At 34.0% G+C, this 15,401-nt stretch carries 9 protein-coding genes and 1 pseudogene; 1 reads left to right on the forward strand and 9 read right to left on the reverse strand.

Annotated elements, in window-relative coordinates; genetic code table 11:
* Positions 1-114: 114 nt before the first annotated feature.
* The 3 genes from allE to ABE34_RS05140 all read right to left on the reverse strand — a co-directional run bounded on the left by allE (position 115) and on the right by ABE34_RS05140 (position 4,096).
* On the reverse strand, positions 115-918 hold the full coding sequence (allE, locus tag ABE34_RS05130) for a (S)-ureidoglycine aminohydrolase (protein ID WP_197140910.1): 804 nt from the start codon (positions 916-918) through the stop codon (positions 115-117).
* 27 nt (positions 919-945) lie between these two features.
* A complete protein-coding gene (gene allC / locus ABE34_RS05135; RefSeq protein ID WP_197140911.1) occupies positions 946-2,175 on the reverse strand; it encodes an allantoate deiminase in 1,230 nt (409 codons plus the stop codon).
* Positions 2,176-2,473: 298 nt separating this feature from the next.
* On the reverse strand, positions 2,474-4,096 hold the full coding sequence (locus tag ABE34_RS05140) for a lactate permease LctP family transporter (RefSeq protein WP_197140913.1): 1,623 nt from the start codon (positions 4,094-4,096) through the stop codon (positions 2,474-2,476).
* Between the two features lie 308 nt (positions 4,097-4,404).
* On the opposite strand from ABE34_RS05140, the gene ABE34_RS05145 reads away from it, so the two are divergent.
* Positions 4,405-6,018, forward strand: a complete 1,614-nt coding sequence (locus ABE34_RS05145) for a PucR family transcriptional regulator (RefSeq protein ID WP_197140914.1) — start codon at positions 4,405-4,407, stop codon at positions 6,016-6,018.
* Between the two features lie 897 nt (positions 6,019-6,915).
* Here ABE34_RS05145 and ABE34_RS05150 read toward each other — a convergent pair.
* From ABE34_RS05150 to ABE34_RS05175, 6 genes and pseudogenes are all read right to left on the reverse strand, one after another.
* On the reverse strand, positions 6,916-8,169 hold the full coding sequence (locus ABE34_RS05150) for an MFS transporter (protein ID WP_197140916.1): 1,254 nt from the start codon (positions 8,167-8,169) through the stop codon (positions 6,916-6,918).
* Positions 8,170-8,619: 450 nt separating this feature from the next.
* Positions 8,620-8,994 (reverse strand): cupin domain-containing protein, encoded by a 375-nt coding sequence (locus tag ABE34_RS05155; RefSeq protein WP_197140917.1) that lies wholly within the window; start codon positions 8,992-8,994, stop codon positions 8,620-8,622.
* Positions 8,995-9,102: 108 nt separating this feature from the next.
* Positions 9,103-10,062: a 2-hydroxyacid dehydrogenase gene (locus tag ABE34_RS05160; protein ID WP_197140919.1), complete on the reverse strand. Its 960-nt coding sequence runs from the start codon at positions 10,060-10,062 to the stop codon at positions 9,103-9,105.
* A 474-nt stretch (positions 10,063-10,536) separates the two neighbouring features.
* Positions 10,537-10,782: pseudogene (locus ABE34_RS05165) on the reverse strand (MFS transporter); the annotation flags it as partial.
* Between the two features lie 855 nt (positions 10,783-11,637).
* The gene (locus ABE34_RS05170; protein WP_197140920.1) at positions 11,638-12,330 is read right to left on the reverse strand and encodes a stalk domain-containing protein; all 693 of its coding nucleotides are present in this window, start codon (positions 12,328-12,330) and stop codon (positions 11,638-11,640) included.
* A 746-nt stretch (positions 12,331-13,076) separates the two neighbouring features.
* Positions 13,077-15,401 (reverse strand): ABC transporter permease, encoded by a 2,325-nt coding sequence (locus ABE34_RS05175; protein ID WP_197140922.1) that lies wholly within the window; start codon positions 15,399-15,401, stop codon positions 13,077-13,079.

The raw sequence follows: 15,401 nt of genomic DNA on the forward strand, positions 1-15,401 counted from the left end.
CCTTGCCTTACATGATTAAAATTTTTTGTCAGATTCTACATAAGTGAATATCTTTTGTAACAGAGATACGTCATTAATCTTTTGAAAGCCTCGAAGATTAATTAGGCTTCCTCTTTATAAATCAATATCTCTGTTTGCATCTTTAGAATAAATGTATGAGAATGGTTCATCTAAACCAATTGCATAGGTTGCTTGCGGTACATAAGCGCCCATAAAGATATAGTCACCTTTATCAACTGGCATCCACTCGTTGTCTAAGTTGTACATGCCTCGCCCACTTAAAACATAAGCGCCGTGTTCTTGAACATGTGTTTCAATGTAACCATGTGAAGCACCTGGTTTGAATGAAAGAATATGAATGTTCATGTCATATCCAATTTCTTTTGGTAATAAGTCTTGAATTAATACTTCTTTCATACCTTCATATGCCTCTTGTTCGATGTCGTTCACATTACCTGTAACGACTTCTGGTGTATACCCTTTAAGAGGTTGTCCTTTAAGAGGTTGATAACGTTTTTTGTATAAGAATAAGCGGCTATCTTCACCGTTATTATTATTTTCAAAAGTTAACTGTAAGTGTGGGGGCACATATAAATACCCACCTTCTGTTAATTCGTATCTTTTACCATCTGCAAAAGCATTGATTTTGCCATAAACAACGTATACAAAAGATTGAATACCATCACCAGCGAAACCAGTTTTGTTTCCGCCTTGGTTTTTTACTGTTACTAAGTAATCTACAAATCTTGCACCTAAACGTGGGGATCCTAAGATTGTTACATCACAATCTTTGAAGCCAGGTACAACATTATTAACTAGGCCGTCTGGTGTGATTACCGCATAATTGTCTTTTTTAATGACAGAACGTGTTTCTAATAAACCTTCTCTATATCCTTGAACTTGATTTAAGTAACCCATAAGTATCTGGCTCCTTTTTCATTATTTTTATTCTTTATATGCTAGTTCATAAAGTACATCGCTTAATACTTCAATACCTTTAACAAGGTCTTCTATCTTCGTCTCTTCACTAATGTTGTGACTAATTCCACCAATAGAAGGTACAAACATCATCGCCGTTGGAACATATTGAGCAAAAATTTGTGAGTCATGTCCTGCACCAGATGGCATCACTTTATATTGATCCCCTACATTGTTCTTTGCTGCTTGTTCAATGATTTGAACGATTTTTTTGTCCATCAATGTTGGTGCCTCATCCATCCATAAATTAATGTCGTAAGCCATGCTATTTGCTTCAGCGACTAATTTAATTTTGTCTTCGATTTCTACTGCAAAATCATTTAATATTTGCTGATCGATATGACGACAATCTACTGAGAACGTAATTTCACCAGGAACTACATTTACTGTGTTTGGTACAAGTGTTACATGACCGAACGTTAATACAAGTGGTTCCCCAATTTCTCTAGCACGTTTTGTTAAATCTGAGACAATTTCACTATAGGCAACAACTGTATCGCGACGTAATGACATTGGCGTAGTACCAGCGTGGTTTGCTTCACCTTTTAAGTTGATCGTGAAGCGTTTTTGACCAACGATGCCATTAACAACTCCGATTGTTTTGTTTTCTGTCTCTAACACTTTACCTTGTTCAATATGAATTTCAACAAATGCTTTGATGTCATTACGAACGTCAGTCGTTTTACGATAATCGAAGCCTAATTTACGCATCGCGTCTTCGAACTTAATGCCCTCAGCATCTTCAATTGTGTCAACATCCGATTTTTTAGCTAAGTTAAAGAAGTTTTTGCTACCCCAAAATGTGTAAGGGAATCGACTACCTTCTTCTTCTGCAAGCGATAATACTTCTAATGAGCGTAGTGGTTGGCCATGTTTAGCTTTTAAATATTTCACAGCCACTAGTGCAGCTAAGATACCGAATTGTCCATCTAGATGACCACCTTCAACTACTGTGTCGATATGTGATCCTGTTAAAATGGTTTCTTCCGGATATTTACTGCCAACAAGACGCCCAGTTAAGTTACCTATATCGTCGAAACTTGCTTCTAAGCCTTCTTCTTTGAATGTTTTTTCCAGTTCACGAACGGCTTCATTCCATTCTTGAGAATATAATAGGCGTGTAATCCCACCTTGTTCTAAACCACCAAAACTTGTGAATTTCTTATCTAAAGATTGAAAAGTTGATTGAATATCCATTACTCTTTCACTCCTTCCTTCTAGTACACTTTTATTATAGGTCCATACTCATAACCATTCATTGACACAACGAACAATAATGGATGGTCGTTTTATGCACTTTAGACAAAATAATTATTGATAAGGAGCAGGTACCCGGAGTAAAAAAGAAATCTAGCAGTCGAATTATGTAAGGGTACTAAGAAGGCATATGAGTGGAGTAAATAATCGAATTGATCCTTAATAAAAAAACAAAACCACATAGTAAATCTATTTGAAAACTTAGATTTACCATGTGGTATAGTCATTATTAAAATGATTAGAGGATAAACGATAACCCGAGTGTCATGATACATACAAGTAGGAGCAAGCCTAAGCTGTATCGTATTGTATATTGAAAGATTTTTGACTCATTCCCGGTTTGATTAACGGCTGCTGCTGCAATCGCGATAGATTGTGGTGAAATCAATTTTGCTACGCTTCCCCCAGCAGTATTAGCTGCCATTAGCAATGATGGTGAGATCCCGATCTGCGTCCCGGTAACTACCTGCAAGCTACCAAATAATGCGTTATTATTCACAACAGATCCCGTGAGAAAAACACCAATCCATCCTAATACTGGACTAACAAATGGGAAAAAATCACCCGTTTTGGCAAGCGCCAGTCCTAGAGAAGTGCTAAGCCCAGAAAAGGCCGAAAGATTAGCAAAAGCCATTACAAGTACGATTGTAAAAATCGGTAACCATAGTTCTTTAATTGTATAACCTAATAAATGAACGGATTGTTTGATGTTTAACGCAGGAAACAGGACACTTGTTAAAATGATAGCCAATAAAATCGCCGTTCCCGTAGCCGAAACAAAGTTAATATTAATAATAGCTGGTATAGAATTTGCTTCTGTTACGATCGGTGGTGTACGCATGATTTGATCATGTAATCCGGGAATTTTCAAAGCGACAGTCGTAAAATCAAGTGAACCACCATCTAGAAATAATTGTTTAAATGCAGGCAAGCTCCAAACGGCAATAACACCAGTGAGGATATAAAATGGTGACCATGCTACCAAAATCTCTTTCATCGTATAGGTTTTTAATTTCCCTGTAAGTTCTACTCCAGGTTCATGGTAAATCGTTTTCGGTTGCCATTTCCTTAAGAATAAGGCTAAAACCACCATACTAACTAAAGAAGGAATAATATTCGCAAGCTCAGGACCGATCATCGTAATTGTCAGTAAATGAAGCACTGAATAGACACTACTTACAACTAAAATAGCTGGGAATATTTCTTTTATTCCCTTGATTCCATCTAAAATAAAAATGAGGAGGAAAGGTACGACAAATGAAATTAAAGGTAATAGATAGGCTGTCATTCTTGACAGTTCTAACGTTTCCAACCCACCTACTTCTGCACCAGTAATGACTGGAATTCCAACTGTACCAAATGCGCCCGTAGAGGCATTGGCGATTAGACAAAGTCCGGCAGCTTTAATCGGATGAAAACCAAGCGTCACAAGTAAGGCTGCACAAATAGCGATTGGAACACCTAATCCGGCCGCTCCTTCCAAGAAAGCATTAAAACAAAAACCAATGAGCAATAATTGTAGTCTTTGATCCTCGGTAATATTCGCTATACTACCACGTACAATCTCAAATTTTCCGGCTTGCACAGAAATTTTGTACAACCAAACGGCCATAATGACGATATAACCGATGGGCCACAACGCTTTACCTGTTCCGAGAATAATTGCTCCAAATGCTTTAGTTATCGGCATATCGAAAACTCCGACTGTAATGATAATGGTAACACCTAAAGTTAATGCTGCTGCATATACCCCTTTTAATTTAAAGATTGTTAAACTAAGTAGAAATAGGAGTATAGGAAGAAAGGCTATGATGCCACTCGCTATTTCTTTTCCAAGTGGATTGTATTGTTGATCCCACATCGTTGTCACTTCTTTCTAACATAGTTATTTCTAACATTGTTTAGTTGAGTAAAGGTGAATTTCTTTGTTCGAGCTACTTTAGCATGCTATCCTTGTTGTAACCCGCTTTTCAAAAACAAAGCATTACATAGAATATTTTGACCTAGTTCAAGCATATGATTCTCCTTTACTATTTCGAAATAAAGGATTATACGTATAATAACCTTCAAAAATAGTATACAATCAGAGTGATAGCTTATCCTTGTAGCATCTCACATATTTAATTCATTTTTTGGCTTTTTCTAACAAATATAAAGGAGATGATTCTTATGACAACATTAAAAGAAATCATGTCTGTCCAACAATTTTCTGATTTAACATTATTAAATGATAAGGGAGATTTAGAAAGAGAAGTAGCAATGGTTGATATTACGGAAACGCCTGATATTAAAAATTTCACAGCACCTCATTCATTTATCGTCACTACGGGTATGTGTTATCAACACGACCAATCCGGATTAAAGGATCTCATTCGAGAATTAAATGATATACAAGTTTCTGGCATAGGCGTTAAATTATCGCGCTTTTTAGAAGAAATTGACGATGAAGTAATAGAATATGCAAACGATTTAAAATTCCCCATTATTAGAATCCCTGATAGTTGGAACCTTGGATCTATTACGCATCATATGTCATCCTATATCTTGGATGGAGAAACTGAAAAGTTATACTTTGCTTTAGATATCCAACAAGAATTAAATACAATGCTTATGAGAGGTTTGAGCTTGGAAATGATGATTGAACGAATGAGCAGACTCCTTAGAGTCCCTGTGATGCTCTTAAATCCTTTTCATCAAATTAAATCGATGAGCCATCACTTCCAAGAACACTCAGAGCAAATTCAGAAAAATCTTAGTTACTTCAAAAGATGTGTTAATTCCAAGCAAATTTCACCTAATAATAAAGCATCTTTCCAAGAAGAACATATTATATTTGAAGTTCCAGCATTTAAATATTTTCCGTATTATTTGATGGTTTCAAATGTTAATACGCTCACTTATCCATTTAGTCTGCTTGCCATAGAACAAGCCGTAAATACACTTAGTCTCGCCATTTATAAAAATAGTAAAATCAAAGAAGCGGAACAACAAGATGTAAACCGCTTTTTCGAAACATTGATGACTGAACATCCTGATAATCTTATATCAGTCAAACAGCACCCCGAGTTTTTAAAAAAGCACCTTATTCAACCATCCAATTTCTATCAAGTGATCGTTTGTGCGATTGATCAAGAAAGGGATGTGGAAAATAATATCTATTTGAATGAGCGCTATCAGATGACTTTTGAATGGCTAACTCATAAGTTGACTGACATTGATCCTTCTATCAGTGTTTATAGGTCTCCAGGTAATCATCGGTTTACGATACTATTACAAACTAAACATCAATATTATTTAGATTACTGCAAATATATCCAAAAAGAGTATCAAAAACTTTTTAATAGCACACTGTCATTCGGTATTGGTAATGAAGTTACTGAATTCTCACAGTTACCACTCTCTTATTTTGAAGCGAATGAAGCTTTTGATCATAAGTCTGAAAGTAGTAAAGTTGAATTTATAGAACTCTATAAATCTAAAAGTGTAGAAGAATTGTTACAACTCATTCCAGCCAATAAATTAAAACCGTTTATCACGTATACACTAGGTTCATTAGCCTATCCGAAAACGACGAAAGAAAAAGAACTAAAACATACATTGAAAATCTATTTGGCGAATCATTGTGATCTGACAAAGACTTCTGAAGATATATTTATTCATCGGAATACGGTAAAATATCGTATTAAAAAATGTGAAGAGATTTTAGGTCAGTCTATCGAATCGCCTGATATTTCATTGGATCTACGATTAGCATTATTTGCGTCAGAGAAAGTAAATTTTTAAACTATAAAATCCCGCTAAAAAGCTGTTATGAATGCTTTTTAGCGGGATTCTTTTTGCCTATTTTACCGGAACACTTGCTTCCCCACCTAAATTATGATCATGAAAAATGTAGTAGCTCCTCTTAAGCTCATGTTAGCCATCCGTTAAGTACAAAATCAGTACTTTACCACAGAAAATGAAAGATGATTAGGTTATTTCGTGGGAGTTCAATATTAATAGTTCATTCTTTATTTTCCTTTATGTAGAAACTTCAAATAAAGCAAAAAGGAAATTAATAATACTATTGCATAAAACCAAATTGAACGATACCAAACATTCATAAATTCTACCCAAAAACCCCTTCCACCTAGTTCTGGAGGCAAAGCTGAATAAATTGACACCTCAATATATAGCATTAAACTGAAAAATAAGAATAAAGGAAGAAAAAATACCCACATTAAAAGATTGGATTTCATAAAAGCCTCCTTTCTATTTCACAAAGCTATTAATAGCAGTAGAGAATTTAAAAGTTTAACGTTTATCATTGGCTGAAAGTTCCAATTTTAAAAGGAGATTGTTCTTCAACTACACTGCTTAGTTAGCTCAATAAGAAAAATGAATCCATGCTGCGGTTGGTGATCCAGCCGAAAAACACTGCCAAACCAATAATGTGTAAAATACGTTATACACACTAAATCGAAAAGGCAGTAGTGACAAGAATCTGTTTCTTGTTACTACTGCTTAATTCTGTTGTTATAATGAAACTCGAACTTCATGGGATTGTACAATTCATGTTTTATATAAATCTAATGCATTAGCTTGTAAGACCTCGCTAAATTCCGCTACCTTTAGACAGGGAAATTAAAACTACCTATCAGCAGGAGATGTATTAAACCTCCACTGATAGGTAGTTTTACTTTATTCATTAGTTAGGGGATTGATTGCTTTCTTCTCTTTCACCATCACAGCAAGGAAGAATAAAATCGCTGCTGCTGCAAGAAGTATTGCTGCAATATAGAATGCTAATACTTTCGAACCAGTGATATCACCAATATAACCTGTAAGAGTTGGCGCAATAACTGATGAAGTCATTCCAAAGAAGTTAAAGATACCTAGTGCTTTGGCCATGCTGTTGGAAGGTACTGAATCCGTTACATATGTGATTAAAACTGGATCAATTGCAAGTTTACCTAATAAACCGTATAAAACTAATGCTGCATAAAGGACAGATGGGTTAGGTGCAAATACGGTTAAACTAATTGTTACGGCTGCACCAATTAACAAGAAGATAATTAATTTCTGACGCATATGTGCATTTTTGTCAATATACTTAGAAAATATCAATGCACCAGGTACTGCTGTGACTGCAACTAAAGCAGCTACATATCCTACTGAACCTTGTTCGAATCCTTTTTCTGCGACAAGGAATGATGGTAACCATGTCACAATCATGTAATAACCATAACATGTTGCAAAATAGACGAAATAAATAACTAATTTTTTTAGCGAGAATAATTCTACGCCTTGAGATACTGTGGCTTGTGTTGTTTCCTTATCTTCAGATGTTTCATTTGTAGCTGTTCTTTTGTCTTGTTTAACAAATAACGCAAACACAAATGTTACTGCTACTATTAAGACTGCTATAATATAAAGCATGTAATTCCATTGGATTTCAAGGCCACCTACTAATACTGATGAGCCTACTAGACCAATAACCATCCCTAATGCCGAACCACTGTTGATGATCGCATTAGAAAAGCTTTTCTTATCTTTTGGCATATATTTAGCTGATAAAGAGAAAGCCGCACCATAGTATGAACCAGTCGAAAGACCTGCCATTAAGGCGCCTACATAAACTTGAGTGATTGTCGTGCTTGATCCAATGACGAATGCTGCTAATGCGAAAATGATAAACGCAGGGATTAATACTCGTTTTTGTCCAAATTTATCAACGAGTATTCCTGATGGAATTTGCATACCAGTATAGGCAAAGAAATAAATAGAAGCAATAAGTCCTACTTGAGTATCACTAATATTACCAAGCGATTCTTGAATTTGTGGATATATTGGTGTAAGTATTGTACGATAAATCCAAATAGCTACCCAACCTAAACACAGTGCAAAAATGATTTTTTTGTAATAATTCGGGTCATGTTTAACTGTTTTTTCCATGGTTGACACTCCCATTTTTTTGTATTTACTTATGTTGTTACTTATGTTATTACTAACTTGATTGTAGGTTACGAGCAACTAAATAACATTGTTCACTTTGAACAAAAATAAAAATAACTTTGCACATTTTAGACAAAAGGGAATTTTTAAAATAGTTATAATTTTGTCCAAACGAACGAATCCTCTCTTTGTTTTACTCTTGAACTTCGAGGGACTGTCTAAAAAGACTAATAAAAAAACGAAGTGAGGAATTTTATTATTTCCTCAATCCGCTTCCCTAGTAAATTTTGTTGGACATATAATTAAAAGGCTGCCAAACAATCAGATGTAAATCTGACTTTTTGGACAGCCTCATTGTAAGATCCACTTATTCCCGTGAAATCGTGTTAATCTCTCTTTTTTACGATGAAAACTAGTTAATCAACAGACGCGATAGTTAACTCTATACTATTAATGCGGAATAAAACCAATTGGTGTTGGACCCGCAATTCCTAACATTACAAAATCTTTATCAGAAGTATTAGTCATACCGTGCTTTTCACCCGGACGCGCAACAACAACATCACCTGCTTTAATTTGGACCATTTCACCACATTCTGGATAAAAATCTGCTGTTCCTTCAATAACAATCCAAATATCATCCGCTTGCTTATGCGAGTGAATGGGCAAATCTTGTCCTGGACGCATACACCAGACAGCTCCAACAGTATTAGGTGTTTCATAGAAAATATGTTTTGTCGCTTCTTCATCTCTAAACTCTTGAATATCTGGCCAATGGAAAATACGGTTTTTCAAATCATTTCTTGCTATTTTTTTATATTTCATAGTATTTTCTCCTTGTTTCAAATTTCAAACTTCACCATACTCAAATGATTTAGCGTGTATTAGACAACGAATAAAAACTTCTCGGATTTGCTAGAAAATAGCAAAGAATTATCTTTTCATAATATTTTGAGGTTTACCCTCTAAAAATGCCATTGTGTTATCGAATGCAATTCTAGCTCGCAATTCCATAGCTTCATCAGTAAGGAACCCTACATGAGGTGTTAAAATCGCATTTTTGGCTTGCAATAGTTTATAGTCTCCAGGAATAGGCGGTTCCATATCAAATACGTCAATACCAGCCCCTGCAATTTGTCCTTCATTTAATGCATCCGCCAATGCATCATTATCAACAATCGGTCCTCGCGCGCAGTTGATTAGAATAGCTGATTCCTTCATTAATTCTAATTTTTCTTTAGAGATTAATCCCTTCGTACTTGGTAGTAACGGAATATGTAAGGATACTATATCAGATTGTTTTAATACCTCATCTAATTCCATATACTCGATTCCTAAAGCTTCAGCTTCTGGATTTCTTCGGGATCGGTCTGCAGCTACTATTTTTGCGCCAAATGCTTTAAACAAATGAGCCGTCATCATGCCAATTTTACCTGTACCAATCAAACCAACAGTTTTCCCTTTAATTTCACGACCTTGGAATGCACCTGGGAAATGATCAGCACGCATTTCTCTATCTCCCTGAGTAATGTGACGATACACATCTAATACTAAACCAATTGTTAATTCCGCAACTGCTTGATTCGCATATCCAGCTGCATTACATATCATAATATCTTGGTTTTTAGCTTGAGCGATCCCTACATGATCAACACCTGTAAAGGCAACATTGATTAGTTTTACATTGTCATTTTGATCAATGACTTCTGTAGGATACGGATTATTAGCAATCATAATAACATCTGCACCTTCACTACGTCTTGCTAATTCTGCCGAGTCCGTTGTTTTCTCGTTGTAATAAACAAATTCATGACCGGCCTGTTTGATTGGCTCCGCTAATTTTTCAATGATCGAATCTGAAACATTTAATGGTTCTAATAATTTAACTAACATTCAATTCATTCCTTCCTTTTTTTCAAATACGTCTGTTGATTAACTAGTGACCATAAGATTCACATTTCTTCAAAACTGTTATTTCACACAGTAAAAGGGGGATGAAATTTCAGTCTGTCATTTTGTATATTTTGCACAAAAAATGTGACATTTTCATTTTGAGTCACTCCCTTTTTATATTTATTATTATGTTAATTGCTTAATGTAATTGTATGATAGGAGTATTTAAATAACATTGTTCACTTTAAACAAAAACAGAAACAATATTACATGTTTTTGACAAAAGCAAATACTCAAATTAACTAGAAAATTATGCTTTATCTATCTTATGAGTATTTTCTCTTTCGCTCTTTGCACGGTATTTTTGTATATACATACAATAAAAAAGCCCGTCTACCAGGTAAACGGACTGTTATAGCTAGTTTAATAGAAAAGTTTATATTAGTATTGCCAATTTCAAATCCCTCTCATAACAATCACATTTTTTCGTCCATATTTTTCTGATATAGCTCCATAGAAAAAACACCCTGTAGCAAAACCAAGTGAATAAATACTTGAAGTGATGCTTGCTTTGGACAATGAATTATGAAAATAATCATTGAAAAGACTAATAAGAGGTATTGTTAAATATAAACTAGACATAACTACCATCCCAGACCAAGATAAAGTAATTGTCATCAGAGAATAATTCACTTGGTTTCCTGTAATTGCTTTGTTCATACAATAAATCACCCTTTTTAATTTGATTGACTTATAGTTAGATAATCTAATTAAATGACTAAAAAAATTAAACTGCATCAACGAAGCTACAGTTTAACGTTCCACCTCAAGTCTTCTTTGTATAGATTTTAATAATTTATTAACCAGCTTCTCAAAGACTTTTCGTTCATCGGGTTCCAAATCAATCATGTTAGAAGCACAAGACGACCAATAAGTTGGCAAAATCTCAGCAACAAAAAAAGTACACCACTTATAAATAAGGGATGTACTAATTATCCTATAATGTGCGACATTAAAGATAAGTTACTGTTTTTATAACAAAAACATACATTCACTTATCTTTAATTTTACAAAGTAATTGTTGCCTTTTATTCTTTTTTGTCAAAACCAACAGATTCATTGTATAACTAAAAACCAAAATGGCGTAGATAGTGAATATATGATCAATTTTTATAAAAGTGCGCTCTGAGATAAGATATATAATTAAAATCGACAAATATAAGATTAAGATCGTATGATATGCTGCCTTGTATCGCAGTACCTTCCCTTTTTCATCGTCAGATTTAATCTCTTCACACCGAAAAATAGATAGGTTTTCTTATGTAAACTTCATTTCATAAACCAATACCTCCTCAAAAAACATCTTTAATGATACGAACTATGGATGACTAATGGATTCGAGGACAAGTCAAGTTATATGGTAGTAGTACCCAAACCAGTTTGATAATTATATGTTTTTTGAAACCTAAAGCAAAAAAAAGAAAGAACGTATGAGTGAGTCTCCTCGTTCTTTCTTTTTTATCACCGAACACGTGCTGTATTGGCTTCAGATTCTTCTATATTTCCTTTGTACAATTATTGAATAAATTTAGGATCTACTATACCTAAGCCACCGCCTTCCATTTCTAACTTCACTTTTGAAATACCTTCTAAATTAACATTAACTTTTACCTTGTCTTTTATCGATCCACTATCATAAATCAATTTATTATCCGCGTAAATTTTCATATAACCTACGCCGAAAGAGCCCGCCGATAACTTTTTAACTGGTGCTAAATACGTTTCGAATCCTTTGTAATTTCCATTCGCTAAGTATTCAACTGTATGATCTTGTACAGCTCCTCCACCATGATATCCACCAAGTTGATAGGATCGTTCAAACTTTTCTCCTGTACTAATCACAATAGTGCTTGGGTTATGGAAGAAGTGATCCTCATCACTCCCAATAGGTTTTACATCTTTTAAAGAGACGATTTTTGGAACATCCCCAATATAAACGGATTTTGATTTTCCATCCCATGCCACTTTTTTTCCTAATGATTCAGCAACAAAACGCAATGGCACATAAGTAGTACCTTCATAAATAAAGCCAGATTGACCCGCTTGTGGTTTTTTTTCAACCTTATCAAAATAGTAATTGATTGTATCCTGAAATACGCTAATCTTTTTCAAATTGCTAGCCGCTTCCGTTGTTGAGAGGTATGTAAAGGTTAATCCTCCTAATATAAAAAAGCTTAAATAACTTGTTACTATAAGTAATTTTTTCATATAGTCACTCCTTAATATATATAGTTATATGTAATTATACCAAAAATTACATACTATATTCCAAGATATCGTTTGTCCAATTTTTATTACCCTTTTTTTAATCCCAAAAGCAGCAAGATTATTTACGATAAGCACGTCTTTCAGCATATTCAACACATAGATAACATACTTTAATTTTTTTATTTCTTTCATTCCGATAATTTCTTAAATCAGCTGCTTTTCGTTTACAAAAATAGCAAGCATTTTTAGGAGGCTTCGGAGCACTAGTTCTAAAATATTCTTTAATTTTAATTAATATCGACTTCATTAAGGTTCTCCAATTCAAATATACTGTTTTAAATTTAAGTATAAATATTTCTTTTATTGTTAAATTACGCCTTTTCAATCCCTTTTTTATTCTACCATATTATTTAAGTGTTTTAATCATATGACCTAAACATAAGGTATTATCTATTACACACCTTTTAACTAAATTCAAAACCTCAAAACATTGCTTACTTAAAAAGTTGTCCAATTCTGTTGCCATACACAAACCCCACTTTCAAAAACGAAAGTGGGGTTTGTGTATGACCTTAAGACAGCTTTAATACTAATAAGTTCATGAAGAAATGTGCTTAAACAAACGCGGGCTTTAGCTTAACAAGCCTAAATCTTTTGAGTACCTCTTTCATTCGCATATTAGCGAAAGATGAATTATCTTCGCATCAGGGGTAAAACTGCTATTTTGTCCAATCATCTTAAAAGTCCTATTCCACACTTTTTAACGATTCAATCATATTGATTTTCGTAACTTTACTTCTAAGAAGTAAATTAGAAACAATCGTCAGTAAGAACGCAAGCAATACAGCAACCAAAATGATTAAAATAGTTAATTTATCAGGGATTTGCTGATGGGTACTTGATAGAGCCTTTACAATAATTTTATAAACATAACCACTAATCGGTAAAGCCACAATGACAGCAAATGAAGTTAATATAATGTTCTCCAAAAATATTAGTCTGTTTATTTTATTTTTTTGATAGCCTAGTACCTTTAGCGTTGCAAGCTCGCGATTCCTTTCATAGATGTTTATGGAAGATATCGTATAGATGGCGCCAAAGGAAAGTATGATGGCACTTGTGATAAACATGATAAAAATAAAACTGTTTTGTTTCACAATGTATTGAGCAGATTTTTTCAAATCATTCTTATCTGCAATTGTTTCTACATAACGATCTTGTTCAAAAAAGTTACGAACACTCATAAGATCCGCGGCGCTATTTGCTTGAACTAATAGCGAGGTTGGCGTGTAGTCTATGTTAAAGCTCTTTAAGTACTCTGGTGTACTATAAAACGATGGATTCGAATATTGTGTAGATATATTTATAACTTTCATATCTACAGTAGTATTTTTAAGCTCTGGTGCTGTGAACTTTATTTTGATAAAATCTCCTTTTGAAATATCATATTGATCCGCGTAAGATTTGGGTACAAGTAAGCCGTTAATTTCTAAAGGGATGCTATTGTTCTTTTCATCAAAGAAATGAATGAGATTGTTATTTTCTTCAATAACAGTTAAAGTAGCATTTTCTTTTTCATCGTCCTTGATGATTTCAATAGGAAAAGTGGATAAAAAATAGCTTTCCTTTATACCAGGCGGTTGTTTTATCATATTAGGCGATGTACCGATCGTATAATCTACTTTTAAATCATAGCTATAAACATCTTCAATTTGATTAGCTACTTTTAGCAAGGATGATTGAGTACCAAAAGCAGTGATTAGTAAAACCGTGCTAACAATAACACCAATCGAACTGGCTAAAGCCCTCTGTTTATTTAAAAATATATTTCTTAATATGAGTTTATTACTGTAGGAAATAGTACTCCAAAAACCTGGAACTCTTTCTATCAATAGCTTTTTCATCTTCTTTGGCGGTTTAGGACGCATAGCTTGTGCTGCACGTTCTTTTAATATAGCTCTACCGCTTAAGTAACATGCAAGAACTCCAAAAGCACTTGAGAAAATAATCGGAGGAATGATTGAAAATAGAGAGAGTGAGAATTTAATGTCAGGTAGAGAGTAGGCCCTCGCGCATGATGCCGTTACTAAAGGGATAAAAACGAAAGCGGCCAGAACACAACCAATGATTGATCCTAGTATACTTGCCAACACAGGGTATCCCATATAGTGAAGCATAATGTTGCTATTTTTCACACCTAAAGCCTTCATAATACCAACCTGAATTCTTTGAGAATCGATTGTCCTCGACATAACTAGAAAAAGGATAACCGCTTCAATCAAAAAGAGTACTAAAGGTATTACCTTACTCATTAAGTTATTATTATTTATCGTTTGATTGATTTTAGAATAATTCAAAGTCCGTTCCTTGTTTACTTGATCTAAATAACTGAGCTGTTTAGATTGTGCCTCAATTGATTTGCCTAATTGTTCAATATCGTACCCTTTTTTAGCATCAATGATGACCTCATTATAATAAAAGCCATTTAAGATTTCAGGTAATGTTTCTTCAGTAATATAAGCTACCCCATACGTTTTATGGTCTTGAATTTCGTTCTTTTTTGCATATTCCACATTCTCACCCAAACCACTTATTGTAAAATCAAAATTTCCGTCATTCGTCTTAATTGCGAATTGATCGCCAACACGATAATGATGTTCTTTTGCATAGTGAGAATCTAATAAAATCTCACCCTTGTTTAATGGGATATTCCCTTCAATGATAGTAGGCGTATTTATTTCATTGTTTTCAGGGATCGAGTGAATTTTTAATACAGTTTTGTAATCTTCAAAGGCTTGCGTTCCATCAAAGGTATAACGACCTTCAATTTTATGGATCCCTTCAATTTTACTCAAACGCGTCACATCATTTTTAGAAAGGTGACTGTAATACACATTTAAATCGCTTAAATGATGTTTTTGGAAGTAATCCTTCGTATAAGAACTTAGATTAGAGCTATACGTTACTAATCCCGTATAGAAAAAAGCACCAACTGCGATAATAATCACTATGGCTATAAATTGCCCCATAGATTGTTTGATGTCCCTCAATAATTTTAAAAACAATTTCAT

This window comes from Lysinibacillus sphaericus (assembly GCF_015844675.1).
GTDB lineage: Bacteria > Bacillota > Bacilli > Bacillales_A > Planococcaceae > Lysinibacillus > Lysinibacillus sphaericus_E.

Bases quoted from the DNA above. Each gene is read 5' to 3' on its own strand.
- allE (WP_197140910.1), bottom strand. From the start codon at position 918: ATGGGTTACTTAAATCAAGTTCAAGGATATAGAGAAGGTTTATTAGAA.
- allC (WP_197140911.1), bottom strand. From the start codon at position 2,175: ATGGATATTCAATCAACTTTTCAATCTTTAGATAAGAAATTCACAAGT.
- ABE34_RS05140 (WP_197140913.1), bottom strand. From the start codon at position 4,096: ATGTGGGATCAACAATACAATCCACTTGGAAAAGAAATAGCGAGTGGC.
- ABE34_RS05145 (WP_197140914.1), top strand. From the start codon at position 4,405: ATGACAACATTAAAAGAAATCATGTCTGTCCAACAATTTTCTGATTTA.
- ABE34_RS05150 (WP_197140916.1), bottom strand. From the start codon at position 8,169: ATGGAAAAAACAGTTAAACATGACCCGAATTATTACAAAAAAATCATT.
- ABE34_RS05155 (WP_197140917.1), bottom strand. From the start codon at position 8,994: ATGAAATATAAAAAAATAGCAAGAAATGATTTGAAAAACCGTATTTTC.
- ABE34_RS05160 (WP_197140919.1), bottom strand. From the start codon at position 10,062: ATGTTAGTTAAATTATTAGAACCATTAAATGTTTCAGATTCGATCATT.
- ABE34_RS05170 (WP_197140920.1), bottom strand. From the start codon at position 12,330: ATGAAAAAATTACTTATAGTAACAAGTTATTTAAGCTTTTTTATATTA.
- ABE34_RS05175 (WP_197140922.1), bottom strand. From the start codon at position 15,401: ATGAAATTGTTTTTAAAATTATTGAGGGACATCAAACAATCTATGGGG.